Here is a 26,975-nt window from a genome sequence, read left to right on the forward strand (position 1 = left end):
TTGGGTGAAAATCGTTTACTTTGCAGCTGCATTTTATTGAAAAGGAACAATTAAAAATATAATTAACCCGATAATTAGGACAATGAAGATTATCAACTTTGCCGAGACAGACTCTGTCCTGAACCAATATGTGGCGGAAATTCGTGACGTGGCGGTGCAGGGAGACCGTATGCGTTTTCGCAGGAACATTGAACGCATCGGAGAGATAATGGCGTATGAAATGAGCAAGGAACTAAGTTATTCCGTCAAGCAGGTGCAGACCCCTTTGGGAGTGGCGCCGGTCAGTACTCCTGATGATGTGGTGGTGATTGCCACTGTTTTTCGTGCCGGATTGCCGTTGCATACGGGTTTTCTGAACATGTTTGATCGTGCAGGCAACGCTTTTGTTTCCGCTTATCGCTATTATAAAGACAAAGAGTGCCGTACGGTGGATGTACATATTGAATACATTGCTACTCCGGATTTGTCGAAAAAAACATTACTGTTGGTAGATCCGATGCTCGCTACGGGTGAAAGCATGGAGCTTGCCTGGAAAGCATTCCTTACCAAAGGCACACCTGCCAGGTTGCAGATTGCCTGTGTTATTGCCAGCCGGCAGGGAGTGGAGCATCTGGCCAAGTTATTCCCCGGTGATGACGTGACTTTGTGGTGTGCTGCCATTGATCCGGAGATGAATGAGCACTCTTACATAGTTCCCGGTTTGGGTGATGCAGGGGATCTGGCGTTCGGTGATAAGATTTAGGCTGCGCATAGTATCAATTTGTGTGTACCCTTTAAGAAATATTGCCCGGGTTTACGCTATTCTGCATATTCCCGGGCAATGGTTCATGAAGATTATTGAGTGAATCGGTTATTTGGCCCAAAATAGTTTATTGTAATAGGTGTCTTCTGCCATTACATCCTTATAGTAAGGATTATAGTTGACCTCTGTGGTGGGATACCTCCAACGGTTGGGCACGTTGGAAATGGTTCCGGCCACTTCCGGGAACACGAGTCCGGAGGGATAGCCGGTACGTCGGATATCGCTCCATGCTTCGCGGCTTACAAGAAATCCGAAATGTAGCCACTTTTGGGTAATGATGGCGTCTAATTTGTCCACATAGTCTGTACTGTTCCATTTGGCATCGGCAAAAGCGGAAATTTCTTCGGGGGTAGGGGCGTCATAGCGGTGGCAGTTTTCACCTGTACCGATAGAATCATAATAGTAATAGAGGTTGATGGACTGTGTAACCGCCTTGTTGAACTCTTCTTTTGCCTTGGCTTCATTTTTAGCTATGCCATACCCCATCTGGTAGGCTTCCGCTTTTAGGAAATGAATTTCAGGAGAGGCCATAATCAACATGTCGAATTTGTCGTTTTGCCAGAAGAATCCATTCTGCGTGATTTGAGAAAAGCCAATGTTACTTTGGTTCACTTCGTCCTGTGCTTGGGATTTGTAATATTCCGTAAGTTCATCTTTTACAGTAAGGTCTGTACCCAGGTAACGGTGCTCGTCCAGTTGTCCAGTGCTTTGGTTGGTAATCTTTATTGGATTGAAATTCAGTAGGATGCGTGGGTCATCTTCTCCTTTTACATAAACGCCTGTCAGCGGGTCGCTGCTGGTCATATCGTAGTTGCCGTGACTCAACATACGGTTAATGATGGCTCCGGATGCAAGACGGTTCGTTACCCAGTCACCCAATCCACTTCCTGCGGTGAAGTTCAGTTGTCCGGACTTTTGGTTGGTAATGAAGACATTGTTGGCCTGCTCGTCTATCAATGGATAGGTGGAAGGATTTTCCAGTATCTCCTTGATAGCGGTACGGCCTTCTTCTTGCAAAGCCCCCTGTGTAGCTACGCGCATGGCAAGGCGCAGTCTCAGGGAGTTTGCATAGCGTTCCCATTTGTCCATGTCTCCACCGTTGATGAAATCTTGCGTATTGAAGTTCTTTGGTGTGGGGATGGAACGGAAACGCGGAGCGATTTCTTTCAGTTCATTAAGGATAGTTCTATAAATATCTTCTGCTTTGTCATAGCGTGTATATGACTTGCTGACGTCATTGGTCAAGGGCAGGGTGCAGGCTTCGGAGAAGGGCATATCTCCAAAAATGTCCACTGTAGCGGCAAAGAAATCATATAATTGTACTTTTGCCGCAATCAGGAAAGCCTCGTCTTGTTCCTGCTCCGCAGTACTTTCTGCCTGGTATAATGACTCTAACTTACGGAATTGCGCAAGTGCGGAATACAGGTTGTCCCATTGTCCGTCTATGGCGGGCGTATAACCGGGGCTGTACATATCAGTGGTTTTAGAATAACCAAAGGTCTGGGCATACTTGCCCACAAACTGTGAGTCGAAGCCGAAGAAGCGACCGTACTCGTAAACGTCATAGTCCTTCACTTTCTGGAATACTCCTGCCATTAGGTTGCTGATAGTGACTTGAGTTACCTTGGACGGGTCTTCATATTTGCTGTCGAAATCATATTCGCTACAGCCGGAGGCGGTGAACAGCAGTGCGCCTATGGCAATCAGAGATGTTATCTTTTTCATATTCATGTGAGTAATCATTCAAATTAGTTCATTAAAAACTGGCACGTATGGAAACACCGAAGCTGCGTGTGGCTGTGGTAGAGCCTCCTACCATTGCCTGACTCGACCAGGATGTGCCCGTTGATGATTCAGCATCATAATTTTTCAGTGCTTTATAAAAATAGAATAGGTTGCGGCCAAAAGCAGATACGCTTAGACGAGTCAGTCCGAATTTTGAAATCATCTTTTCCGGGAATTGGTAACCGATGGTGAGTTCACGCAATTTAACGTATGAATTGTCGAACACCGAGTGGCGGTAGGTTAGTTGTTCTGCTTCTGTACCCCAATTATAGGTACTGTTATAATAGTAGCCGGCAGGAATGATACGTGTATTCTGTTCTCCTGTGGAGGCTACTACACCCGGCAATATGACGCCGTCATGATAGATAACCTCTCCATTGGGACCGGCTGTTGTAGAGGGATCTACTTTTACCGGTATGCCACTGGCATTGTTGCCGCCCGGGTAATAGTAAGATAGTCCTCCGTGTTCCGTGTCGCGGTATTTTAGTGATTCAGGAGTAAGACCTACGGCTGTGGCATACTGGTTCATTTCATTGATAACATCACCGCCAATGCGGAAATCAATACTGAAATCCAGGAATATATTTTTATAAGAGAAAGAATTGAACAAACCGCCTACACCTGCAGGGTTGATGTTACCTACTTTCTGCAGCTCTGTTTGATTCAGGTAAAGGCCATTGTCCGATACAAGGAATTCTCCGTTCTCGTTTACTTGAGGAACCTGTGCGTAGATGTCACCCATTGGTTGCCCCTCTACGGCTTGTATTTTTACACCACTGCCTCCCGAGTTCAATATTTCCAGATAAGGGACACCGTCTGCCAGTTTCACCACCTTGTTCTTGTAGATGCCGTAGTTGGCGGTTAAGTCCCAACGGAAATCTCTGGTTAATATAGGGGTGGCACTGAGGGAGATATCCCATCCTTGGTTGGCTACTTCACCCACATTCATCAGCATATTCTTTACTCCCGAGGAAGATGGTTGAGGAGTAGAAAGAATTTGGTCTTTTACGCGGTTGTTGTAGTAAGAGACGTCAATACCCAACCGGTTATTGAAGAATTTACTTTCCAGACCTATTTCATACTCATATTTCTTTTCCGGGCGTATGTTGGCATTTCCTAGCGAAGAGGGGACATAATTCCAGGTAAAGTCGTTGTCCGATCCTTGCTCATAAACGATGTTGGCGGCATAGGTCTCCGGAGCATTGCCTACAATACCGTACGAGAGACGCAGTTTTCCGTAGTTCCACCAGGCAGGCATACGGAAAGCTTCCGAGAAGAGGAAACTGAGATTGGCGGAAGGGTAGAAAAAACTCTGGTCTTTCAAGGTGGATGAACGTTCCTGGCGTCCGGTCAGTTCGAGGAAGAGATAGTTATCCCATCCCAGGCTCAGTGTCCCCATATAACCGGTTTTCAACAGTTCCATACGTTGTAAGGTACTGCTGGCTGTATAGCGGCTGGCATTAAGGTCAAACCAGTTCTCGGTTACAAGACCGCCGTTGGTGGATACCCTGATATTGTTCATGTTCTCATAGCGTCCTGTCCACCCTACGGTAGCGGCAATATCGAAACGGTTGATGTTGTAATTAAAATTCAGCATTACATCTCCGTAAACGATGTCATAGCGACGGTTGATAGCTTGGAAACTGCCGCTGGGGTCATAAAGAGAATTCGGTTGTTCACTTTCATATTCCAATGTCTGTTTTACATCGGTGATATCTGTAGAGAGTTGGGCACGCAGGCTTAGCCAGTTGGTTATTTGCCAGGTAGGGCGGATCATGCCGATAAGCCGATTTTCCGTTTCATCACTATGGTGATGGAACATATTCCACAACATATTATTGACGCCGCTTACATAACTGGGGTCATAGGCCCATGATTCTTCAGGAGTCAGTGTGGCATTACCGCCTATAAAGGTATTACGATAACCTAGGCTGGTAACATAGGTTTGTTTCAGATAAGGTATATCCAAGAAAGTAGAGAACATGTTACCGAAGCCACTGTATAGATTCAGTGATGTTTGTGGGCGGTCTTTTACATTCTGTACGATATAATTGATCGAATATTCCAGATTCAGAGGTTTTGCCAATTTATAAGATCCTGTCAACTTGAAGTTATGTTTGGTGAAGCTTCCTGTCAGTGCATTGGGAATTTCATCCATGAAGGTATAGGAAAAACGGTTGCTGCTGTTCTCTGTTCCCTGTGAGATGGCAAGGGTGTAGGTCTGGTTCCAACCTGTACGGAATAGTTCTTTCCAAGGGTTGTCGGTCAGAGGTAGATAGGCTCGTACTGTACCGTCCCAGTAGAGTACATCACTTCCGTCATATTTTGGACCGAAGGACTGGGTAGTGGAACGCAGGCTCTTATAATTTTGCCCGTTCATGGTTCGTTGGTAGAAGCCGCCGGTTGCTTTTTCATAGTCACTATAGGCAGTATTATAGGTTCCTGGTCCATAGAGGGTCTGTACTTTCGGCAAATAGGCAGGAAGGTTGGCCATTACTTGTGCGGTGAAATCTACGGTTAGTTTACCGCTTTTGGCACGTTTACTGGTAATGACTACCGCACCGTTTGCCGCTTCCGAGCCATAGAGTGCAGTTGCGGATGCTCCTTTCAGAATACTGATGGTTTCGATATCTTCTGGATTGATGTCTACCAGACCGTTGGAACGTATCTGTCCGTCATTACCGAATTCGGCAAAATCGGTACTCTTGCCTGTACCCCCGTTACGGATGGGTACACCGTCCAAGATAATAAGAGGTTGGTTGTTTCCCGTGATGGAGGTCAGTCCGCGTACATTGATGGATACGGCTCCGGCTGAACCTCCTTGAGTCTGTGTGATGCGTACGCCCGGTGCCTTACCATACATGGCAGAGGCAAAGTTCGGTGCTCCGGCTTTCACCAGCTCGTCTGCATTGATGGTGCTGACTGCATAGCCGACTCGTTTGGTATCTTTCTTGATACCCATTGCCGTTACAACTACTTCTTTCAACTGTTGGGCATCTTCGCTGAGTGTTATTCTCAGATCTCCTTGTTTTTTACGCTTTGCCAGATTTATTTCTCGGGTGGTGTACCCCATGTAGGCAATGGAAAGTGTGGCATCTGCAGGAACGGTCAATGTGAAGTTACCGTCCATGTCGGTGAGGACACCGTTATTGGTATCTTTTTGTACGACACTGGCTCCGATAAGTGGTTCTCCGGCGGCATCTTTAACTATGCCTTTGATTGTTTTTGTCTCTTGTGCAAGGACTGTTCCGGTAAATAGGAAAGCCAATACCCAGCTTAAGATGATCAGATTTTTGTGGAAATGCGACGCAATGTGTGGCATACCGCATTGGTTGTTTACTGTGAAATCCATACTACCCAAAATGATTGATTTGTCTTATTTATATCTATTGTTTTCAACCTGGTATTTGGGCAAGTATTGTGCCAGAAGGGAAAATATCTATTTTTTGAAGATAAAATATTTGATAGTCAGTTGTTTAATTTTTAGTGGAAGCGTATAATGCGGAGTATTTACAATGTGGAAAGTTGTGGATAATTTCCACACTGCATGTTCTACAATCCACAGGTCTTATTACGTGAAATAAGTGCAGAATGAAAAATCCCTTTCTCATCGCATGCCGTTCCGAGGGCGGAAACGGCGGAGCGATGAAAAAGGGAGGAATTGAAATAATGCTTCTATTATATGTGGGGTTACTTTACTTCCCAAATATCATTCGTCATCAGCAACTCTTCGAAGTTGTGATACTTCTTCTTTTCTGATATTTCTTCAATCTGCGCATGGACAGCATCGTTGTAGGTCGGGGCGTCCACGTCACGGATTACACCGAGGGCAACCGGAAAGTCGGGACCTTCCATCAAGGCGAGTTTCAGTTGCAGGGTGTTGTCCATGCAATGGGCATCATGTACGAGAATGTCTTTTTCAGTGATACCATTCTCACCCAACTTCACTACTTTCAACCCGAATCCTTCCTGCATCAGTCCATATTCGTTGTTCTCGCCAAAAAGCATCGGTTTGCCGTGTTGCAGGTAGATGGAATTCTTGGCACGGCCTTCTTTCTTGTAAACGTTGTCGTAGGCGTTATCGTTGAAGATGACACAATGTTGCAGGATTTCGCAGACGGCAGCGCCTTTGTGGCTGGCAGCGGCTTTCAGTACTTCTACTGTGCCTGCGGCATCCGTAGCCACACAACGCGCAAAGAAACGTCCGCGTGCGCCGAAACAAAGTTCCGCAGGGCGGAACGGATCCTCCACCGTGCCGTAAGGTGAGGATTTGCTGACGAAGCCACGGGGAGACGTCGGGGAATATTGTCCTTTGGTCAAGCCATAGATACGGTTGTTGAGCAACAGGATGTTGATATCAATGTTACGGCGTATGGCATGGATAAAGTGGTTACCGCCGATAGCCATACCGTCACCGTCGCCGGACACTTGCCAGACACTCAGTCCGGGATTGGCTACCTTACATCCGGTGGCAATGGCGGCAGCACGTCCGTGGATGGTCTGCATGGCATACGTGTTCATGTAATAAGGCAGACGACTGGAGCAACCGATGCCGGAAATGACGGCTGTTTCGCTGGGTGCGATGCCGATTTCGGCCATGGCTTTATGCAGTGAAGCCAAGAAGAAGTGGTCACCGCAACCCGGACACCAGCGAGGTTGCCCTTTTTTGAAATCTTTTGCTGTATATTCGCTCATGATGTTTCTTTCTTTACGGGGTTATTACTTGTTTAGAATCTCGGTGAAGGCGTCAACCAGTTCGGCTACGACGAACGGTTGTCCCTTGACTTCATTGAATTGATAGGGTGCGAAGTTGTCTATTTGCATGCGTAGATATCCGGCGAATTGTCCGAGGTTTTGTTCGGCAACCACTACTTTCTTGTATTTCTTCAGAACAGCTTCCGTATTCTTGGGCAGCGGATTGATGTAGGAGAAATGTGCAAGGGCCACTTTCTTCCCGGACTTGTTCATCTCTTCTACGGCAGAATACAAGTGCCCGTAAGTACCTCCGAAGCCTACCACCAACAGGTCTGCATCCTCTGCGCATCCTTGTACTTCCACATCGGGGACCTCTATTTTAGCAACCTTTTCGGCACGTAGGTGGCACATCAGGTTGTGGTTCTCGGGATCGGTAGAAATGGCTCCCGTGTTACTGTCTTTTTCCAGACCCCCCAAGATGTGGGTGTAACCTTCCTGTCCCGGAATGGCCCAATAGCGTGCTCCAGTCTTTGGATTGCGCTTGTACGGGGTATAGTTATCCTTCATCTCCGGAGTGACGTATGGAGGTTGGATAGCGGGATATTCATTTAGGTCAGGCAGTTTCCACGCGCCGGAACCATTGGCGACGAAAGCGTCGGTCAGCAATACTACGGGGGTCATGTGTTCCAAAGCTATCTTGCAGGCATTGAAAGCCGCGTCAAAGCAGTTGGTGGGAGAAGTTGCGGCGATGACCGGCATCGGACTCTCACCGTTACGGCCGAAGAGGGCTTGCAACAGGTCGGTTTGTTCCGATTTTGTAGGAAGACCGGTGGAGGGACCGCCACGCTGAACGTTGAGAACCACTAACGGGAGTTCCGTGATGACTGCCAGGTTCATGGCTTCTGATTTCAGGCAGACGCCGGGACCGGAAGTGGAGGTAACGGCCAGTGCGCCTGCGAAAGAAGCACCGACAGCCGTAGCGCAGCCGGAAATCTCGTCTTCGCATTGTACGGTCATTACACCCAGTGATTTATGTTTGGCAAGTTCGTGCAACACATCGGTAGCCGGAGTGATGGGGTAGGATCCGAGGAACAGTTTCAAGCCGGCTTTTTCAGCGGCGGCGATAAAACCGTAGGCGGTTGCCTTGTTACCCGTGATATCCATGTATCTTCCGGGGACGGAGCTTTTGCTTTCAATCTTATAAGTATGGGCTACAGAGGCATGAGTGTTGTGTCCGTAGTCATATCCGGCATGGATAACCTTGATATTTGCTTCAGCGATGGCGGGTTTCTTGGCAAATTTCTCACGGATAAAGTCTTCGGCGATTTTCAAGTCGCGGTTGAACAGCCAGCAAACCAGACCTACCGCGAACATATTGCGGCATTTCATCATGGACTTGTTGTCCATTTCTGTGTCGGCAAGGCAATCTTTTACCATCTGTGAGATGGGGGCTGCAATCACGTCCTGCTTGATTCCCATTTCTTCAATAGGATTGTCGGTCTTGAAGGCTGCTTTTTCCAAGTCTGCTTTCTGAAAAGCGTCCGTATCAATGATGATGCAGGCGGTGGATTTGGCAAACTTGTACTGTGTTTTCAACGCAGCCGCATTCATCGCCACCAATACGTCGCATTTGTCACCCGGAGTGTAAACTTTGTTCGCTCCGATATGTACCTGGAAGCCGGAAACGCCGGTAAGTGAGCCTTGCGGGGCGCGGATATCTGCCGGATAGTCGGGGAATGTACTGATGTCATTGCCCACGGTAGCCGAAACTGTTGAAAAGATGTTGCCGGCGAGTTGCATACCGTCGCCGGAGTCTCCGGAGAAGCGGACTACCACTTGCTCCAGTTCTTTGACCATCATGTCGTTTGCCATAACTTATGAATTTCTATAGATTAATTTTTGGGGGTTACTGTGTTGTACACTTGCCGACAAATTTCGCAAAGTTAATCGGATTAACAAAACTTTTTTCGGAAAATCGGCAGAATACATTATCTTTGCACCCGCAACTGGACATGTGCGAATTTGGAGAACGTGCAGAAATTCTACAAATGTTCTACAAAAACGCCAGTCTCGGTATTTAAGGTCTTGTAGTTCAACGGATAGAATAGAAGTTTCCTAAACTTTAGATCCGGGTTCGATTCCCGGCGAGACTACATTCTTATTTCTTATAAACTTTCAGGTTTGTCACCTTGCTCTTGAACTGTCCTGCTTGCTGCAATGGGAAAACCAGTGTACGTACATAGTTCATGGAGTCTTTTCCTCCGTTGAAGAAACGTTTTTCTATATTCATTTCCTCCACCACTTTGCCATTTATCAACAGACGGGTAGTCTTGCTGTCTCCGCTGATGCCTATGTTCATGCGTTCACCCTTGTGGATGCGGTGGCTGAATGTGTTCAGATAACCGTCGCGTGCGAATCCCAACATACCGCTGATAGGGTCGGAGAGGTAAAACACTGCGTCCGGTGAACTGAACAGGACAGTATTCGGAACTTCGGGAGCTCCGTCGATGTCGAAAGTAACCAGATAGTCGTAACCTATTTCCCTGTAAGGCGCTTTACTTCCGGGAATCACGGTGGACTGCTCGTAAACCAATCCCGGCTTGTTTCCGATTCTTCCCATTTGGTTCACTCCCGGCGCTTCGCTTATCAGTTGGCGTTTCCGGTCAAACTCGGTATAGGGCAAAGTGGTATTTGCACCGGTCCAGGTCTTGACGGCAAGTGTCTGCAGGGCAGGGAACACGCGGTGGTGAATGTCTTTGGTGGAAATACCGTTTCCCACATGGTCATTCCACACGGCAAACATACCTCCCAGTATGGAAGGATCCTGTTCTTCGAACACTTCCTTGCCTATGTGGGCGGGAGTCCACTTTCCATATAGATATTCGGTGTTCAGATAGTCATAATAATATCCGGCGGCAGGCACGATATATACCATTCCGTCAGGAATACTGATGAGCTTGTAACCTTGTTTCACCATTTCCTTGGGCTGTGCGTATCCATTGTACCAAGCGCTCATGATTACATTTTCCGATTTCACCGGAGTATCCCCGTTGGCATGTGTCAGTGCTCCCCATACACATGCTTGTTTGCCGAAACTTTCCACGTAGCGGATGTAATGGTCGGTAAAGGCGCGGAACTTTTCGACCACATCCTTCTTTTTGTTGGAATACTCATCGGTACCTATATGTACCTTCTTGCCGCGGAACACGGGTTCGTCTCCTTCCAGGTATTCTTTGAAGAGCCCGTCCATGAAGGCATACGTCTCGGGCTTGAACAGGTCGAGATGATCCATTCCATACTCGCGGCTGCCTATTTCCGGCTTATAGTGGGTAAATGCCAGTGTATGGGCGGGTGCGTCAATTTCCGGAATGATTTCGACGAAACGGTTTTCCGCCAACTTCTGCAGGTCGATGAATTCGGCTTTGGTATAATGGCCGTCCTCGGCTGCCAGGCCGGGATAAGTGTCCGATTCCAGCCGGAATGCGGCGTAGGTCTTCGACCAGTCGTGTTGGAAGTATTGTTTGAATCCGTTGTCGTTCAAATGAATCTGGAGAGTATTCATTTTATAGTATGCCATAATTTTGACGTAATCTTGCAGGAAGTGCAGGGGGATGAACTTGCGCCCGCAGTCTATCATAAAGCCGCGTACCGCATAATCGGGATAGTCGCGCATGCTACCCTTGGGCAGTCGGCGGTCGGCAGACTGTTCGGCTATCTGGAGCAAGGTGCGTGTACCCCAGTAAATACCGGCAGGTTCCGGTGCGTTGAGCAGTACACGATCGGTTACTTTGATGCTGTATCCTTCTTTACCCAGTTTTTTGTCGGTACGCAATGCCAGTACAAAGTCGCCGGCAGTGGCCTTGCCCTGGATGACTTCGGGTTTGCAGGCAAACATCGTTTCATAGTCTTCGGCAAAGAGCTTGGCTATGCGTAGCAGTTCGGGATGACCGGATGTACAGACGATTCTTGTTTTTGCGGTGGGGACGAATGCACCTTCGGCTCCTTTCCACTCTTTTAACTCAGGAATTACAAATGGTTTGGGATTTACGGCTGCGCTTAGGTTGGTGCAGACCAGCAATAATAAGAGGCAAGCCGCGAAGAGTTGGTTAACAGGTTTCATAAATGTTGTTTTTTTGCAAAGATAGTGCAAAATTCCGATTAAGTGAGACAGGAAGAAGCTCGTTTCTTGTTACAAACGTGAGGAATTTACCTAAAACTGCAGCCTGTCTTCGCTTTTTAATAAAGATAAGAATTTGTTTTTGCAAAAAAAAGAGAGGAACTCCAATTGCCTGGAGTTCCTCTTTCTCTATATAGTAATGCTGTAGTCAGAATTTTATTTGGCTACTTCAACGGCAGGCTCAACGTCCTTCTTGTTCTTCATTAACATGTAAGCGATGGGAGATGCAACGAACAGTGAAGACAATGTACCGCATACTACACCCAGGATCATTGCGAATGCAAAGCTGCGGATGGAGTCACCACCGAGGATGAAGATACACAGCAGTACGATCAATGTACTCAGTGAAGTATTGATGGTACGTGCTAAAGTCGTGTTCAATGAGTCATTGAACAACTGGAACTTGTTGCGTTTCGGATAGAGGCCGAAGAACTCGCGCACACGGTCGAAGATTACCACCTTGTCATTGATAGAGTAACCGATAGCTGTCAGGATGGCGCCGATGAACGTCTGGTCAATTTCCAGAGAGAACGGCATCCAGCCCCAGCAGATAGAGTAGGCACCCAGGATGACGATGGTATCGCAAGCCAATGCGGCTACGGAACCGATACTGTAGGCGATGTTGCGGAAACGGATCAAGATATAGATACCGATGGCGATTAGCGCAAGTACAACAGACCAGATCGCAGATACCTTAATGTCGTCTGCGATGCTCGGACCCACTTTCTGGGAACTGATGATACTACCGCCTGTATGGTTTTCGCGGTCAATGAAAGTTTCCAGAGTGATGTTCTGAGTCAGCAGCGGCTTCAGGGTTTCGTACAAGTATGCTTCGATTTCGGAATCAATATTGTTGCCTTCTTCCTCGATGCGGTAATTGGTGCTGATACGTACGGTCTTGCCGTCTGTACCGATAGCGATGACACTTACGTTGGCATCACCGAACTTACTGGAGATTAACTCGCGTACTTGCTCCGGTTCTACCTGATTTTCAAACTGTACCTTGAAGTTACGTCCGCCGGTGAAGTCGATGCTCTGGCTCAAACCACGTGTCATGAGGAAGCCAAGGCAAACAACAATGATGATGCCTGTGGCAGTCATCCATACCTTGTTTCTGCCCATGAAGTCGAAGTGTACGTTCGCCATCAGATTTTTGGAAATCTTGGAAGAGAATGTCAGGTTCAGCAGTTTGTCTTTGCTCATGAAGTGTTCGTAGAACAGGCGTGTCATGAATACGGCTGTAAAGAACGAGATCAAGATACCGATAATCAATGTAGTGGCAAAACCACGGATAGGACCTGTACCGAAGTTGAACAGGATGATACCGGTGATGATAGATGTCAAGTTAGAGTCAAAGATTGCGGAGAAGGCGTTTGAATAACCGTCTGCCAATGCTTTCTTCACTCCCTTGCCTGCACGTAACTCTTCTTTTGTACGTTCGTAAATCAATACGTTGGCATCCACTGCCATACCGAGTGCCAATACCATACCGGCGATACCGGACATGGTCAGCGCAGCCTGGAAGGATGAAAGGATTCCCAATGTAAAGAACAGGTTCAATACCAGTGCACCGTTGGCAACCATACCCGGAATGAAACCGTACATGGAGCACATGTAAACCATCAGCAGGATCAGCGCCACAACGAACGACATGATACCGGCGTTGATGGAAGCTTGTCCCAGAGACGGACCTACGATGTCTTCCTGTACAATGTGTGCAGGAGCGGGCATCTTACCGGATTTCAGCACATTCGCCAAGTCTTTTGCCTGTTCAGGAGTGAAGTGGCCGGTAATCTGTGAGTTACCGCCGGTGATTTCCTGATTCACGTTCGGTGCGGAATATACATAACCGTCCAGCACGATGGCGATGCTCTTGTTAATGTTCTGCTTGGTAAGCTGGGCCCAGCGGCGTGCGCCATCCGTATTCATGGACATGCTTACGGCAGGCTTGCCGAAGTGGTCATACTCGTCTTTTGCATCTACCACTACGTCACCTTCCAGCGGAGCCTTACCGTTACGTTCAGTTGACTTGATGGCGTAAAGTTCGAAAGTCTGTGCTTTCGGATCGTATTCGAACGGAGAAACACCCCATTTCAAACTCAAATCCTTCGGCATTTCAGCCTTGACTTCAGGCATGGAGAGGTATCTGTTGATTTCAGCTGTGTCTTTGTAGTTTGCGTAGGCAACCACCGGACCTTGTCCGTTGGGGTTCACCTGCAACATGGCCAGTAAAGGATGTTCCTTTTTAATCTGTGCAAGGTCAGCTGTCTGTGCTTTGTTTTCACCTTTTAAGGCAGCAGCAAGGCTATCGGCCGTGTTGGTAGCCTGCGCTACGGCCGGAGTTTCGGTAGCCGCATTGTCCGTAGCAGTACTGTCGGCCGGAGTTTCATTGGATAAAATGGCCCGTAGCTTGGCATCGGCAGATTGCAGATACGGAGCAACTTCTTTTGCATTGTATGTTTCCCAGAATTCCAGGTTGGCAGAACCTTGCAGTAATTTTCTTACACGCTCAGGCTCCTTGATACCGGGTAGTTCCACCATGATGCGGCCCATTTTGTCTTCCAGGCTCTGGATGTTGGGCTGAACCACACCGAAACGGTCGATACGGGTACGGAGTACGTTGAAAGAGTTATCTACTGCAGCCTTTACTTCCTCGCGCAATACTTTTTCAACTGCTGCATCGGAAGATTTCTGGTTTACTTTGTCTTTTAATTGCTGGGTTGCGAACAGCTCGGAAAGACTGGCACCCGGAGCAAGTTTGTGATACTCTTTGACAAACAGGGTAATGACGTCGTCCTGGCTTGTTGTGGCCTGTTTTGCCGCGTTTGCCAGTGCTTGGTTGAATGCTTCGTCAGGTTTGTTGTCTGCCAATGCCTTGATAACATCGGGTACGGAGACTTCAAGGATGACGTTCATACCGCCCTTCAAGTCCAAACCTAAACTGATTTCCATTTCACGACATTGTTTCAGCGTCCAGTTGCCGAAATACACCTTCTCGTTTGCCAGAGAATCCAGGTAGTCTTGCTCTACTTTCTCATCACCTTTTGCGAACTCTTTTGCCTTATGCGTATAGTGGCGAGTCACAAAAGAGAAGGACAGATAGAACACACACACCAGTGTGAGTAATATCGCAAAAATCCTTACAAATCCTTTGTTTTGCATGTTACTTTAGTTTATTATGATTACTTTTTTAATTAATTTCTATTGCATACAAGGCTGCAAATATAGCTTTTTTTTCACAATACTTACTTCATACCACGATTTTTTAACATCGGGTCTAATTGAGGTTCAGCACCTCTAAAGTTTTTATAGAGTGTCATCGGGTCTTCGCTGTCTCCTTTTTCCAGTACATTTTGACGGAAAAGGTCGGCGGTCTGTTTGTCGAAAATCCCGTGTTCCTTGAATGCCTCAAAAGCGTCATTGTCCAGGACGTTTGCCCAAAGGTAGCTATAATAACCTGCTTCATATCCTCCAATGATGTGGTTGAAATAGGTAGTGCGATAGCGGGGGGCTATTTGGGGAATTAATCCGAGTCGGTCCATCGCTTCTTTCTCGTATGCCACCACGTCTATTCCACGGGTGTCGGTCAGGGTGTGCAGATTCATGTCGAGGATGGCGGCTGCCAGCAGTTCGGTGGTCATGAATCCCTGGTTGAATGTTTTTTGTTTCAGGATCTTTTCAATCAAGCTGTCGGGAATGACTTCGCCTGTCTGATAGTGCTTGGCATACATTTTCAGCACTTCAGGCTCGGTAGCCCAATGCTCGTTGATTTGGGAGGGAAGTTCTACAAAGTCGCGCACCACGTTTGTGCCCGAAGTCCCTTTGTATTGGCATTGGGTCAACAGGCCGTGCAGGGCGTGTCCGAATTCGTGGAACAGAGTTTCCACTTCGTCGATGGTCAGCAATGAGGGAGTGTCTCCTACAGGTTTGGTGAAACTGCATACGTTGCATACCAAGGGACGTACGCCGGCTTGCTGCTCGCGGTAGTTGCTCATCCATGCGCCGCCACTCTTGCCGGAACGGGGGAAATAGTCCACGTAGAAGATACCGACTTGCGAACCGTCGTTGGCTTTTACTTCAAATACTTCTACATCCGGATGGTAAACGGGGATACCTTCCAGTTTGGTCAGTGTGATTCCATACAGTTTGTTTGCAACGGCAAATGCACCTTCACGTACATTCTCAAGCTTGAAGTAAGGTTTGATGTCTTCTTCTTCAAGATTGAACTTTTCTTTACGTAGCTTCTCGGTGTAATACCACCAGTCCCACGCTTCCAGCTTTTCACCTTTGCCTTCTTTGTCCATCAATTTCTGGAGTTCGGCTGCCTCTGTTTTGGCTTTAGGCAGGGCATATCCCCAAAGGTTGTTCAGAAAATCCATGACGTTGGTGGAGTTTTTTGCCATCTTGGTATCCAGCACGAAGTTGGCATAGCAGTCAAATCCCATCAGCCGGGCTTTTTCAAGGCGTAGGCTGATGATGTCGGACAAGATTTTCTTGTTGTCATTCTTGTCGTTGTTGTTGCCGCGGTTGATATAGGCTTTGTACATCTTTTCGCGCAACGGGCGGTTGGCGGAATATTGCAGGAAGGGGAGGCGGCTGGCGTTGTGCAGGGTAAACAGCCATTTGCCTTCTTGTCCGTCAGCTTTGGCTTCTTCGGCTGCACTTTGGCAGAACCATTCGGGCAGGCCGGCAAGGTCCTCCTGTTTGTCGATAAAGAGTTTGAAGGCATTGTTCTCGTTCAGGGTGTTGTTGGTGAACGTGATGCTGAGTGTGGAGAGTTGCTTGTTGATTTCACGCAGGCGGGCTTGCTTGTCGGCAGGGAGGTTGGCACCGGAACGTACAAATTCCTTGTACTTCTTCTCCAGTAGTCTTTGTTGTTCGGAGTTCAGCCCGAGGGACTCTTTCTGCTGATAGACTGCGTTTACTTTCTTGAACAGGCCTTGGTTGAGATAGATGTTGTCTTCGTGTTCCGACAATACCGGGGCAATCCGGATTGAAAGTTCTGTCAGTTCATCGGTCGTTTCAGCTTCTGTCATGTTATGGAACACACCGCCTACACGGTCCAGCATGGGCGAACTGTTGTCCAGGGCAACAATCACATTCTCGAAAGTCGGTGCTTCATCATTATCGACAATGGATTGAATTTTGGCATTCTGTTCTTCAATACCTTTCAGAAAGGCAGGCTCGTAGTGCTCCAGTTTGATTTGATCAAAAGGAGGCACGCCATTCGGGGTTTGGAACTCGGTGAAGAACGGATTGTTTTCCGTCTGAGTGGTACAGGAGTACATCATACAACTTGCAGCTAAGATTAAAATACTTTTCTTGAACATGGTATTAGATTTATTATTTTGATGTTATTCTTCATCTTTCATTCCCGAGATATAGCACCAGATGGGATAGTGGTCAGAATCCTTGATGGATCTGTCCACGGTACAGTTGTGAGTCCGCAGGTTTCTGCTGGTCAGTATATTGTCTATCCGGAAATAGAATTTATTTTGGTTATAGGAGATGCCCAGGCCGCGTCCGGACTGGGTGAAGGCATCATTCAATTGACGGGAGATGGTATGATGCGCATACGAAATGGGGGTATCGTTGAAGTCACCGCAGACAATGATGTAAGGGTGCCGCGATGCGGCAATCTCGTGGGCGATCGTGTCAGCTTGGGGGGCACGGATAGCGGATGCTTCCGCCAGCTTGCGGATGAGGAGGCGTACGCCGCTTTTCACTTTCTCCTTTTCGGGAGATTTCAGCATGTCCTCATATACCACTTTGTCGGCCTTGGTCAGTTTGTTCGATTCCAGGTGGTTGTTGATAAGGGTAAGGGTATCTCCCCCTATTTTTACTTCATAGATGACAGAGCCGTTATATTCGCTGGGATAATTGAGTATGCGTGCCGAAAGTATGGGAAATTTGGAGTAGCAGGCTATCCGGTTGGTATGCCCTTTGCCTCTGCCCACTGTGTGGATGCGGTGGTAGGGGTATGCCTTTAGTTCCAGGTTTACATCTTTTTGGGACAGATGGTGGGAAGACCCTCCGGTGGCATATTCCTGCAGACAGAGGATATCTGCACCGCTTTCCTTCAAATAAGTCAGTATAGGGTTCTTGCCGTCCTTTCGGGTGGCGCCGTCAAATCCCATGATATTGTAGGATAACAGTTTGAAACTCCCTTCAGGCGGATTGTCCGTGCGGAAGTTGATGGGCAGGTAAGTCCGGATCTGTGAATAGCACAGCAAGAATCCCATCAGCGGCAACAATGCCGAGCGATACCGTTGGATAATCAGCCAGAAGACGAGGAAGCATCCGTTTATCAGCAGGAAGATGGGGAATGTCAGTCCCAGGCACGATTGTACCGGATGTGCCACCGGCTGTATGTGCGGACTATAGGCAGTAAAAAGCAACAAGCCTGTAAACAGGGCATTGACTGCCAATATGATAAGGGCGACAAAATTTCCGAAATGCTTCATCTGTCATCTAATTCCGTTTGCTTGCGTCAAACAAGCTTTTCTTCTCATCTGTTGTCAGACTTTCGTAGCCGGATTTTTTCAATTTATCGAGAATACGGTCTATTTCTTCGGATTGGGCCTTTTTCCGGGCATTGTAATCATAGTCCTTTTGGCGGTTGGTGCCATAATGTACTTTCATTTTCGGTTTGCGGGGTTTGGGGCTGAAAAGAGAAACAATGGTGTCCAGAAGCTTGTTGATCCAGGAAGTAATGTCCGTTCCCTTACTGAGTCCGGCGGCAAACCAGAGCCCGGCAAGTGCACCGCCTAAGTGGGCAATGTGTCCGCCGGCATTACTGGAAGTGATAAACAGTAAATCCATGCCTATTACGATTAGGGCGAGATATTTCAGGCGGATGGTTCCGAACAGGAACAGGCGTATGGGGTAATTGGGCTCGCGATAGGCGGTGGCAGCCACGATGGCAAGCACGGATGCAGATGCGCCCAGCATGAAAGAGTAGTCTATCATGGGGCGGAAATACGGGAAAACATTGTAGGCAATCATATAGAGTACCCCTCCGCAGATGCCTCCCAATATATATACTCCCCGCAGATGCTTGGAGGAGAAGAAGTTCAGAAACAGGGCGCCGAACCAATAGAGCCATAGCATATTGAAAAGGATATGCATCAGTCCGGCATGCATGAACATATAGGTCAGTATAGACCACGGCTGGATGGCGAAGCGGGTGAACGATGCCGGCAGCTCCAGACACTCGAATACAGTTCCCAGACTACGGTTGAAAAGTTGCAGCATGACTTCCAGCAACGTAGTGAAGATAAATACTCCTGCGTTGATGTAAATCAGTTGGATGTAAATGTTCCCTTTGCGGAACGTTTCCTTTAAATCAGTTAGAATAGTAGCCATTTCCTCTGTTCTTTTTTCTCCAGTACATAATCAGGATGAAGCCGAATATCATGCCGCCCAAGTGTGCGAAGTGCGCCACGTTGTCACCGGGATTGTTGGCAAATCCGGAGTATAACTCAATCAAGGCGTATCCGATTACGAAATATTTGGCCTTGATGGGGAACGGAAGCGGGAAGATGAACATCGGTTGGTTGGGAAACAGCATGCCGAATGCCAGCAGAATGGCATATACTGCGCCCGAGGCTCCTACGGTGGTCATCATATTGAGATATTCCTTCATCGGAATGACGGAGTAGCCCGTGTTTACGCTGTCGTATGCAGACAGTACCGTCTCGTAATGGACGTATTGCACGATTTCCTGTATGAGCCCGGCGCCTATGCCGCACGCCAGGTAGTAAAACAGGAAACGTTTGGGTCCCCACACCTGCTCGAGGATGCGTCCGAACATCCATACGGCGAACATATTGAAGAATATATGGGTGAAACTGCCGTGCATGAACATATAGGTGATGAGCTGCGCTGCATTGAAGTTGTCGGCAAGGAAGAAGTGCAGTCCTAAATATTCTGCGAGGTCAATGCCATAACGCTGGGCTACGATAGTGCCCATATACATCAGGACATTAATGATCAATAGGTTTTTAGTTACTGTTGGTATAGTATTCATAATCTGTTGTTTCGTTCTGTTCGTTGCAACTTGTTTTTGCTTTACCCGGCAAAAATAGCAATAATTTCTGTTCTATAACAGAAAAAGCCGGTTGTATTCCTTCTTTTTCCTTGTTTTCCAATCTTTTTTTAATGTTTTTATTTGATATTCAGAATTATTGCTCTATTTTTGTGGGTGTTTGTGATGAAATATAGAGATATCTTTTGTGTAACATATTAATTAATCAATTAAGCATTATGAATAAGGCGGAACTTATTAGCGCTATGGCAGCCGAAGCCGGTTTGTCTAAAGTGGATTCAAAAAAGGCATTGGATGCGTTTATTGTATCGGTAACCAAGGCTATGAAAGCCGGTGATAAAGTATCATTGGTAGGTTTTGGAACTTTCTCGGTTGCAGAGAGATCGGCTCGTATGGGTATTAACCCTTCTACAAAGAAACCTATTGAAATCGCTGCGAAGAAGGTTGTTAAATTCAAACCGGGTGCGGAACTGACAGCTGAATAGGCATAACGATAGTCAAAAATGAAAAGGAGGTGTGTAAAGCACCTCCTTTTTTGTTTGTGTTATCAAGAAACTGATTGTTGAATCCGGCCAGGCCGGAAAAAGGTGGTCAGTCCTTGTAGATATTGCGTATAGGGTCATCATACTGCACCTGGAGTTTCAGCAGTTCGGCTTTTAACTCTTTGGTCAGTTCTTCTGTACCCGGTTTGCCGTAGATATTGTCCATCTCTTGCGGATCTTCCTGCAAGTCATACAATTCCCAACAGTCGATGTCGTTGTAGAAGTGGATGAGTTTGTAGCGTTCGGTACGTACACCGTAGTGACGGCGGACGGCATGCTCTGCCGGATATTCATAGAAATGATAGTAGAGGGACTTGCGCCATTCGGGCACTTCCTCGCCTTTCAGTAACGGAAGAAACGAGGTACCGTGCATGTCAGACGGCACTTCCACACCTGCCAGATCGAGGATAGTGGGGCCGTAGTCGATGTTCTGTACCATCTGTGGGATATCCCCCTTCTTGCCGCCCGGCAGACGAACCAGCAGTGGAGTCCGGAAGGATTCCTCGTACATGAAACGCTTGTCGAACCAGCCGTGTTCACCCATATAGAATCCTTGGTCGGAAGTATAGACAATCATTGTATTCTCCAACAGGTCATTCTCTTCCAGGTATTTCAATAAGCGGCCCACATTGCGGTCTATGGAGTGGATTACCCGCATATAGTCGTGCATATATTGCTGGTATTTCCATTCGGCCAACGCCTTGCCGCTGAGTTTGTCTTTCTTGAACTTGGCGATGATGGGGTCGTAGTGCTTGTCCCAGGCAGCCTTCTGTTCGGGGTTCAGTTGGTTGTACATGTGACGTCCCGCCTGCTCTAAACCGGTATTGGTATGAATCTCATTCTCTTTGTCCGCCATCTTCAGGTCATAGACCAGGTCCATGTCCTTGATGATGCTCATCTCTTGTTTGGAGGCAGGGATACGGCCTTCGTACTTGTCGTAGAAGTTTTCGGGCATCGGATAGGTTACGTCGTCATACAGGTCGAGGTCGCAGAGGTCGGGCATCCAGGTGCGGTGGGGTGCCTTGTGGTGAACGAAGAGGCAGAAAGGTTTCTCTTTGTTGCGGATGCTGTCCATCCAATTTACGGCCAGGTCGGTCACGATGTTGGTGGCGTATCCTTCGCGCTGCACCCGTTCTCCGTTCTTGATGAACTTGGGGTTGTAGTAGTCGCCTTGGCCTATCAGGATGTCCCAGTAGTCAAAGCCGGTAGGTTCCGAGACAAGGTGCCACTTGCCGATCATGGCGGTTTGGTATCCGTTGGCCTGCAGTAATTTCGGGAAAGTCTGCTGGCTGCCGTCAAAAGTGGTGGTGTTGTCCGTGAATCCGTTTGCGTGGCTGTGTTTGCCGGTCAGCATGCAGGCGCGGCTGGGCCCACTCAGCGAATTGGCAACGAAACTGTTGGTGAAACGTGCCCCTTCGTTGGCGATACGGTCAATGTTCGGTGTCTGGATATAGCGCTGGTCATAGGCGCTGATGGTCTGGAAAGAGTGATCATCGCACATGATATAGACGATGTTCATCGGTTTCTTTTCAACTGTTTCCTTTTTCCCTTTGCATGAAGCCAGCGAGGCGACGGCGGTTGCTCCGGTCAGAGATAACAGTAATGTAGAAGTTAGTTTTGGGTTCATGGTATTTTATATTTAGAAATGAGCAAAAGTAGAATAAAAAAATGAAAGTGTGCCGATACAGGGACGGTAAATTTGAGTATTGGCACACTCTCTTTCTTTATTTATCAAAGGTCAGAAGTCTTGCATGGCTTTACCAACCCGGATTTTGCGGCCACAGGCCGTCCATCAGGTTAATCATGCTCTCTTTGATGGGCAACAGATAGTCGCGGTTCGGTTTGAACTGCCACCCGTCGGGCATGGAAGAAGGGGGAACCGGCAGGATGTAACGCTCCGCATCACCTGCCGTTCCGCTGAGATACAAATTGTTATTGTTCGGCTGGTCGTACTTCAACGTAGTGTAGTGCTCCGGCAGGTTGCTGCCGATGAACAAGGCTCCTTGTGGACGTCTGCCGATAATCAACTCGTCGGCGGCTGCCCAACGCTGGATATCGAACAGGCGGCGTCCTTCAAGTGCCTTTTCCACATGGCGTTCGCGGCGTACTGCCTGTACATATTTATTCAGGTTTTTGAACGGATAGTCTGCCGATGTGTTGTATTCACGGTCAAAATCGACGCCGGGCATGCCCGCACGGTCACGCAAAGGTTGCAGAATTTCGATGATTTTCCCTGCATTGGCTGCGCCGTCCTGTTCAGCCAAAGCTTCCGCATAATTCAGCAATACATCGGCATAACGGAACTGAATGGAAGGAGTGGAACCTTTATATTCAGATATATAGTCGCCAGAGTAATCAATCTGAATATGCTTCAGCATGACATAACCGGTCAGGTTGGTGCCGAATGCGGTGCCGTCACCGGCCAGTGCAGGCCAGCTGACTACGTAGGCGGTAGGGCTTTCGGGCTGCAGACGTTGTCCGGGCAGGGCCACCGTCTGGGACAGGCGCGGGTCGCGTACGGTAGGAAGCAGCTCGTTGGGGTAGTTACGCTTGGCGGCCATCTTTTCCTCGCCCACGAAGGGGCGTCCGTCTATAGTCAGGTAATCATCTACCAGGTTTGCAGTGATACCGATACCGCCACCGCCGGTGTTCAGGTAACGGGTTACGCTGTTACCTACCTGATCACCGTCGTACATCTTGAACCAGAGTATTTCAGGATTGTTGCCCAGATTGGCCGTCTCGAAAATCACGCGGTAGTCGTTGTTGACGTTTCCGGTATTGTAGATTTTCCATACACCCCGCTGGCGTATTGCTTCGGCGGCGGCAATGGACTGTTCCAGATAACTGTCTATTTTGGCCATCAGTTCCGCTTCGGTGAGGGCCGTGTCGTAGAATTTCTCGGGCTGGTTTTTTTCCTTCATATAGTGGTATTTTTCCCAAGTGGCCGCATACAGGGCTATTTCGCTCTTCAATGCCCGTGCCACGTCTCTGTGGATACGCATGCCGGCGGAACTGTTCTGTTCTCCCATCAATGTGATGGCCGCGTCCAAATCGGCCAATATTTTGTCGATGATGAAAGTACGGTTGTCGCGTGGCAACATCAGCAGTTCGATTTTGGGATCAATGGGCTTTTCTACCCAGGGTACCTCTCCATATTCGGTAATCATGGCATAATAGTACCATGCACGGAAATAATGAGCTTCGCCTATCAGCTGGTTATAGGCTGTTGTTCCTACGGCATCACAGTTCTGGCTATTTTCAAGCAGGAAGTTGACGGCGCGTATGTTGTAGTAAAAGTCATACAATGAGCCGCCGTTGGCCACGGAGAGCTGGCCCATCAGGCGGGTGTTTGCCGTAGATCCACTCATGTCGTCGCTGTTGACGTCGTTTCCTGCCATGCCACCGCCGCCACCGGCCATGAATCCCTGCACACGTACGGCGGTTTCATAGTTCCGGTTCACATAGTTCTGTATTTCTCCGATGGTGCGGAAAGGATCGGATGTAGAGAGCACACCTTGGGGTTGTTTATCCAAATCGTAGCAGCTTGCCAGCCCCAATGTCAATGCCAAGCCCAACAATATATTTCTTTTTTTCATAAGATATCTGAATTATAAGTTAACAATAAAACCTAAAGACAATACGCGGTTCATCGGATAGTTCTTTCCACCCTCGGATGTATAGGTATTTTTTAAGAAGATAGCTTCGGGGTCGAACATGCCTTTCAGTTTGGTGAATGTCAGCAGGTTCTCGCCGGAGAAGAATACCTGTACTTTTTGCAGGCCAACTTTGTTCACCCATAATTCGGGCAAGTTGTAGCTTAAAGTAAGGTTTTTCAGACGGCAATAGGCTGCACTTTGCAGGTAACGGTCCGAAGTCTGTGTATTCTTGTTCTGGAATGGGCCTACACCGCCGGCCGAGTTGATATAGGGTTTCGGGTAGTAGGCACCCGGGTTGTCCGGAGTCCAGAAGTCCATGTGTTCTTTGAAAACGGTTACTTGTGCGTAAGGGCCGAATCCCCAGAAATAAGCGCCGCCCGGTGCCCAGTCGCGTTTGCCTACTCCCTGGAACATCATGCTCAGGGTCAATCCCTTCCAGCTGATGCTGCCGTTAAGGGTATATTGGTAGCGGGGAGTGGTGTTTCCGATAATTTCCTGGTCACCCATATTTCCTTTGACGTCTTTGCCGTTGCCCAGTCTGTTATCGCCTCTGTCAATGCGTTTGTTTCCGTCCAGGTCCTTGTACTTCACGTCACCCGGTTCCCAAAGTTTACCGCTGATGTAAGTCAGGTCATAAGCGGCGTTATAGGCATCGGCCTCTTCTTGTGTCTGTATCAGTCCGTCTGCGCGGTACCCCCAGATTTCGCCGACTTTCCTGCCTACATACCATTGTCCTGCCGGATCATCTTTGTTTTCGTTTTGATATTCGGTAACTTCGGATGTGGCATCGGAGAGAGAACCGCCTATGCTATAGTCAATGTCTTTCCCGATTTTTCCGCGATAGTTCAATGTCAATTCCCAGCCACGGTTGCGCATGCACGCGTTGTTGGATGACGGTACGGCTGCACCGAACATGTCGGGCAGAACGATGGCTCTTCCCAACATGTCCTTGGTGTCACGTTGGAATACATCAACGGAACCGGTCAGGGCATTTCCGAAGAAACCGAAATCCACACCGATGTTCTTGCTTTCTACCTTCTCCCAAGTGACTTCCGGGTTGATTACGCCTGCGGGGTTGGTGTAGTGGTGGCGTCCGTCGCTGAAGATGTAGCTTCCCAAGCCTCCGCTCAATGACATGGTGGAAGCGAAAGTATAGAGGGCGGCGTCGGCCTGATTACCCAGCAAACCATAGGAGGCGCGCAGTTTCAGGTTGGATAGGAAAGAGGCGGCGGATTCCATGAATTTTTCACGGTGAATATTCCATCCTAAAGATACGGAGGGGAAGAAGCCCCAGCGGTTTCCTTTGGCAAAGCGGGAAGAACCGTCGTAACGTCCGTTCACTTCCACGAGGTAGCGTCCGTCGAAATCATAGTTGATACGGCCGAAGAAACCGCGTGTGGCCCAGTTTTGACGGGTATCCTGCACAATCTTGTCCCCGCTGCCCATGGTTACGCTCGGATTGCTGGTAGAGTAAAGTCCGGTGATGGAGTTGTACATCCAGCTGTAGTCGTTGTCCTCTTCCTGATAACCGGCCATGACGGTGAAGTTGTGGGAGTCGGCCAACGTGAACATGTAGTTGGTGTAGAGGTTGATAGTCTGGTAGCGGGTACGTCCGTAGGCGCGGGTGAATTGTCCGTCTCTTACGATGCCCATCTCCGAACGTGCCACTTGGGTCAATGTTTCGTTGTCCTGTTCATAGATGTAAGGGGCCTTGTTGAGTGCTTTATATTCCAGGTTGGACTGTTTGTAGGTATAGTCGAAGAAGATAAACCAGTCCTTCAGTGGCCGCAGTTCAACTCCTGTTGTAATGGTGAAGCGGTCGCGTTGCGTATTGGTATAGGTTCCGCTTTGCAGGTAGGGAACCAGGGAAAGCTCCGTGAAGTGTCCGTTGGGGTCGATTGGAGATACGGTAGGGCGGAAACGTGCCAAACTGTGGTAGAAGCCTTCGCTCAAACCGCCTCCCAGTCCGCTTTGTGCATCATTGAACGGAGTATTGGTGTCGGAATGCGTGAATTTGGTGTTGAATTTCACCTTCAGCCATTTGGTCAGTTCGGAGGTGATGTTCGAGTTCAAGGTATAGCGCGTATAGTCTATGTCTGCATAACGCAAGATACCGTCTTCGTTGTAGTAACCGGCTGATATGTAGTATTGAGCTTTCTTGCTGCCACCGCTGAAACTGAGGTTGTGGTTGTGCTTGAAGCTGAAGTCCTTGTAGTGCAGGTCAAAGTAGTCCGTGTTTCCCAGACCTAATTCGGAATTTTCAAAGGCGGCGTTCAATGATTGTCCGGGAAGCAAGTCCGCCCATGGATTTACACTGGAAGGATCTCTCATGAATTGTTCCAGGTCAGCGATTTTCTCGGCGCTGTAGGCGCGGTTGGAAGCACCGGTATTGTTTACACCTGCATTCCAGAATTTCACGAAATCCAACGAGTTGACCATGTCGGGCAATACGGTAGGGGTAGTCCAGCCTACAGTTCCCTGGTAGCTGGCACGCATCTTGCCTTCCGTGCCTTTCTTGGTAGTGACCAGAATCACGCCATAGGCCGCGCGTGCGCCGTAGATGGCACAGGCTGCCGCATCTTTCAGTACGGATATATTTTCAATGTCATTGGGATTTACATCGGACAGGGCCATTTCCACTCCGTCCACCAATACATAAGGGGCTGAATTTCCCGACAGGTTTCCTTGTCCGCGTAGGCTTAACGTACCTGTAGCACCCGGACGGCCCGAACCGCTGTTGCTTACCGTCAGGCCCGGCACCAATCCTTGCAGACTCTGCGTGGCATCTACCACAGGGCGGGTTTCCAGTGCATCTCCCTTAACGGCAGAGACAGATCCGGTCAGGTTTACTTTCTTTTGTACACCATAACCTACTACCACCACTTCGTCCAATGTCTGGGAATCTTCTTCCAGTATAACTTCGAAATGCGTCTTTCCTTGGATGGGAATCATTTGTTTGACATAGCCGATGTAGGAAATCGCTAGTGTACCGTTGGCGGGAACATTGGAGAGTTTGAAATTACCGTCGATGTCGGTAATGACTCCGTTGTCGGTACCTTCTATTAATACACTTGCACCGATAATGCCTTCCTGTGTACTCTTATCCGTCACTTTACCTGTGATAGATAATGTCTGGGCAATTGACGCGGCAGAGCAGAGAAGCATTACTGCCATTAGCCAACCCCCAAGAAATGAAGATGGTTTTCTTTGTTTCATAATAAAAGATTTTAAAAAGGTGTTAATTATTACGCCGCAAAATTAATTAAGTGAA

Annotated in this window: 15 protein-coding genes and 1 tRNA gene; 3 read left to right on the plus strand and 13 right to left on the minus strand. The window is 48.2% G+C overall.

Translation table 11 applies throughout. The annotated features are described in order from the left end of the window. The first annotated feature begins 82 nt into the window (after positions 1–82). Positions 83–742 carry a uracil phosphoribosyltransferase gene (gene upp, locus HMPREF9446_RS13110; protein WP_009126171.1) on the plus strand — a complete coding sequence of 220 codons (660 nt, stop codon included), beginning with the start codon at positions 83–85 and terminating at the stop codon, positions 740–742. A 108-nt stretch (positions 743–850) separates the two neighbouring features. On the opposite strand, the gene HMPREF9446_RS13115 is transcribed toward upp, so the two are convergent. The 4 genes from HMPREF9446_RS13115 to HMPREF9446_RS13130 form a co-directional block, all read right to left on the minus strand. After that, entirely contained in the window at positions 851–2,533 is a 1,683-nt protein-coding gene (locus HMPREF9446_RS13115; protein ID WP_087943579.1) for a SusD/RagB family nutrient-binding outer membrane lipoprotein, read from the minus strand. A gap of 25 nt (positions 2,534–2,558) precedes the next feature. Next, positions 2,559–5,939 carry a SusC/RagA family TonB-linked outer membrane protein gene (locus HMPREF9446_RS13120; RefSeq protein WP_009126174.1) on the minus strand — a complete coding sequence of 1,127 codons (3,381 nt, stop codon included), beginning with the start codon at positions 5,937–5,939 and terminating at the stop codon, positions 2,559–2,561. A gap of 338 nt (positions 5,940–6,277) precedes the next feature. Then, positions 6,278–7,282, minus strand: a complete 1,005-nt coding sequence (locus HMPREF9446_RS13125; RefSeq protein WP_009126175.1) for a 2-oxoacid:ferredoxin oxidoreductase subunit beta — start codon at positions 7,280–7,282, stop codon at positions 6,278–6,280. 24 nt (positions 7,283–7,306) lie between these two features. Beyond that, positions 7,307–9,154 carry a 2-oxoacid:acceptor oxidoreductase subunit alpha gene (locus HMPREF9446_RS13130; RefSeq protein ID WP_009126176.1) on the minus strand — a complete coding sequence of 616 codons (1,848 nt, stop codon included), beginning with the start codon at positions 9,152–9,154 and terminating at the stop codon, positions 7,307–7,309. A gap of 209 nt (positions 9,155–9,363) precedes the next feature. Here HMPREF9446_RS13130 and HMPREF9446_RS13135 point away from each other — a divergent pair. Continuing rightward, positions 9,364–9,435, plus strand: a tRNA-Arg gene (locus HMPREF9446_RS13135). Positions 9,436–9,440: 5 nt separating this feature from the next. On the opposite strand, the gene HMPREF9446_RS13140 is transcribed toward HMPREF9446_RS13135, so the two are convergent. From HMPREF9446_RS13140 to HMPREF9446_RS13165, 6 genes are all read right to left on the minus strand, one after another. Continuing rightward, positions 9,441–11,402, minus strand: coding sequence for a family 20 glycosylhydrolase (locus HMPREF9446_RS13140; RefSeq protein ID WP_009126177.1), 1,962 nt, complete (start codon positions 11,400–11,402; stop codon positions 9,441–9,443). Positions 11,403–11,615: 213 nt separating this feature from the next. Further along, on the minus strand, positions 11,616–14,621 hold the full coding sequence (gene secDF / locus HMPREF9446_RS13145; protein ID WP_009126178.1) for a protein translocase subunit SecDF: 3,006 nt from the start codon (positions 14,619–14,621) through the stop codon (positions 11,616–11,618). A gap of 83 nt (positions 14,622–14,704) precedes the next feature. Continuing rightward, positions 14,705–16,789, minus strand: coding sequence for a M3 family metallopeptidase (locus HMPREF9446_RS13150; protein ID WP_009126179.1), 2,085 nt, complete (start codon positions 16,787–16,789; stop codon positions 14,705–14,707). A gap of 24 nt (positions 16,790–16,813) precedes the next feature. After that, on the minus strand, positions 16,814–17,923 hold the full coding sequence (locus HMPREF9446_RS13155; RefSeq protein ID WP_009126180.1) for an endonuclease/exonuclease/phosphatase family protein: 1,110 nt from the start codon (positions 17,921–17,923) through the stop codon (positions 16,814–16,816). A gap of 7 nt (positions 17,924–17,930) precedes the next feature. Then, entirely contained in the window at positions 17,931–18,824 is an 894-nt protein-coding gene (locus tag HMPREF9446_RS13160) for a rhomboid family protein (RefSeq protein WP_009126181.1), read from the minus strand. Beyond that, entirely contained in the window at positions 18,805–19,488 is a 684-nt protein-coding gene (locus HMPREF9446_RS13165; RefSeq protein ID WP_009126182.1) for a rhomboid family intramembrane serine protease, read from the minus strand. The genes HMPREF9446_RS13160 and HMPREF9446_RS13165 overlap by 20 nt, the downstream gene beginning before the upstream one ends. 236 nt (positions 19,489–19,724) lie before the next feature. Here HMPREF9446_RS13165 and HMPREF9446_RS13170 point away from each other — a divergent pair, with 236 nt between their 5' ends. Beyond that, positions 19,725–19,991, plus strand: coding sequence for an HU family DNA-binding protein (locus HMPREF9446_RS13170; protein ID WP_009126184.1), 267 nt, complete (start codon positions 19,725–19,727; stop codon positions 19,989–19,991). 106 nt (positions 19,992–20,097) lie between these two features. Here the strand turns inward: HMPREF9446_RS13170 and HMPREF9446_RS13175 are convergent, their stop codons facing one another. From HMPREF9446_RS13175 to HMPREF9446_RS13185, 3 genes are all read right to left on the minus strand, one after another. Then, complete coding sequence (locus HMPREF9446_RS13175) at positions 20,098–21,675, minus strand: sulfatase family protein (protein ID WP_009126185.1); 1,578 nt, start codon at positions 21,673–21,675, stop codon at positions 20,098–20,100. A gap of 130 nt (positions 21,676–21,805) precedes the next feature. Continuing rightward, a complete protein-coding gene (locus HMPREF9446_RS13180; RefSeq protein WP_009126186.1) occupies positions 21,806–23,644 on the minus strand; it encodes a RagB/SusD family nutrient uptake outer membrane protein in 1,839 nt (612 codons plus the stop codon). 12 nt (positions 23,645–23,656) lie between these two features. Next, a complete protein-coding gene (locus tag HMPREF9446_RS13185; protein WP_039969552.1) occupies positions 23,657–26,923 on the minus strand; it encodes a SusC/RagA family TonB-linked outer membrane protein in 3,267 nt (1,088 codons plus the stop codon). Positions 26,924–26,975 lie beyond the last annotated feature (52 nt).

The sequence above is a fragment of the Bacteroides fluxus YIT 12057 genome (genome assembly GCF_000195635.1).
In the GTDB taxonomy this organism is placed as follows: Bacteria; Bacteroidota; Bacteroidia; order Bacteroidales; family Bacteroidaceae; genus Bacteroides; species Bacteroides fluxus.

Coding starts and splice junctions, on each gene's coding strand:
- HMPREF9446_RS13125 (WP_009126175.1), bottom strand. CDS start 7,282: ATGAGCGAATATACAGCAAAAGATTTCAAAAAAGGGCAACCTCGCTGG.
- HMPREF9446_RS13170 (WP_009126184.1), top strand. CDS start 19,725: ATGAATAAGGCGGAACTTATTAGCGCTATGGCAGCCGAAGCCGGTTTG.
- HMPREF9446_RS13130 (WP_009126176.1), bottom strand. CDS start 9,154: ATGGCAAACGACATGATGGTCAAAGAACTGGAGCAAGTGGTAGTCCGC.
- HMPREF9446_RS13150 (WP_009126179.1), bottom strand. CDS start 16,789: ATGTTCAAGAAAAGTATTTTAATCTTAGCTGCAAGTTGTATGATGTAC.
- HMPREF9446_RS13165 (WP_009126182.1), bottom strand. CDS start 19,488: ATGAATACTATACCAACAGTAACTAAAAACCTATTGATCATTAATGTC.
- upp (WP_009126171.1), top strand. CDS start 83: ATGAAGATTATCAACTTTGCCGAGACAGACTCTGTCCTGAACCAATAT.
- HMPREF9446_RS13140 (WP_009126177.1), bottom strand. CDS start 11,402: ATGAAACCTGTTAACCAACTCTTCGCGGCTTGCCTCTTATTATTGCTG.
- secDF (WP_009126178.1), bottom strand. CDS start 14,621: ATGCAAAACAAAGGATTTGTAAGGATTTTTGCGATATTACTCACACTG.
- HMPREF9446_RS13180 (WP_009126186.1), bottom strand. CDS start 23,644: ATGAAAAAAAGAAATATATTGTTGGGCTTGGCATTGACATTGGGGCTG.
- HMPREF9446_RS13175 (WP_009126185.1), bottom strand. CDS start 21,675: ATGAACCCAAAACTAACTTCTACATTACTGTTATCTCTGACCGGAGCA.
- HMPREF9446_RS13120 (WP_009126174.1), bottom strand. CDS start 5,939: ATGGATTTCACAGTAAACAACCAATGCGGTATGCCACACATTGCGTCG.
- HMPREF9446_RS13155 (WP_009126180.1), bottom strand. CDS start 17,923: ATGAAGCATTTCGGAAATTTTGTCGCCCTTATCATATTGGCAGTCAAT.
- HMPREF9446_RS13115 (WP_087943579.1), bottom strand. CDS start 2,533: ATGAATATGAAAAAGATAACATCTCTGATTGCCATAGGCGCACTGCTG.
- HMPREF9446_RS13160 (WP_009126181.1), bottom strand. CDS start 18,824: ATGGCTACTATTCTAACTGATTTAAAGGAAACGTTCCGCAAAGGGAAC.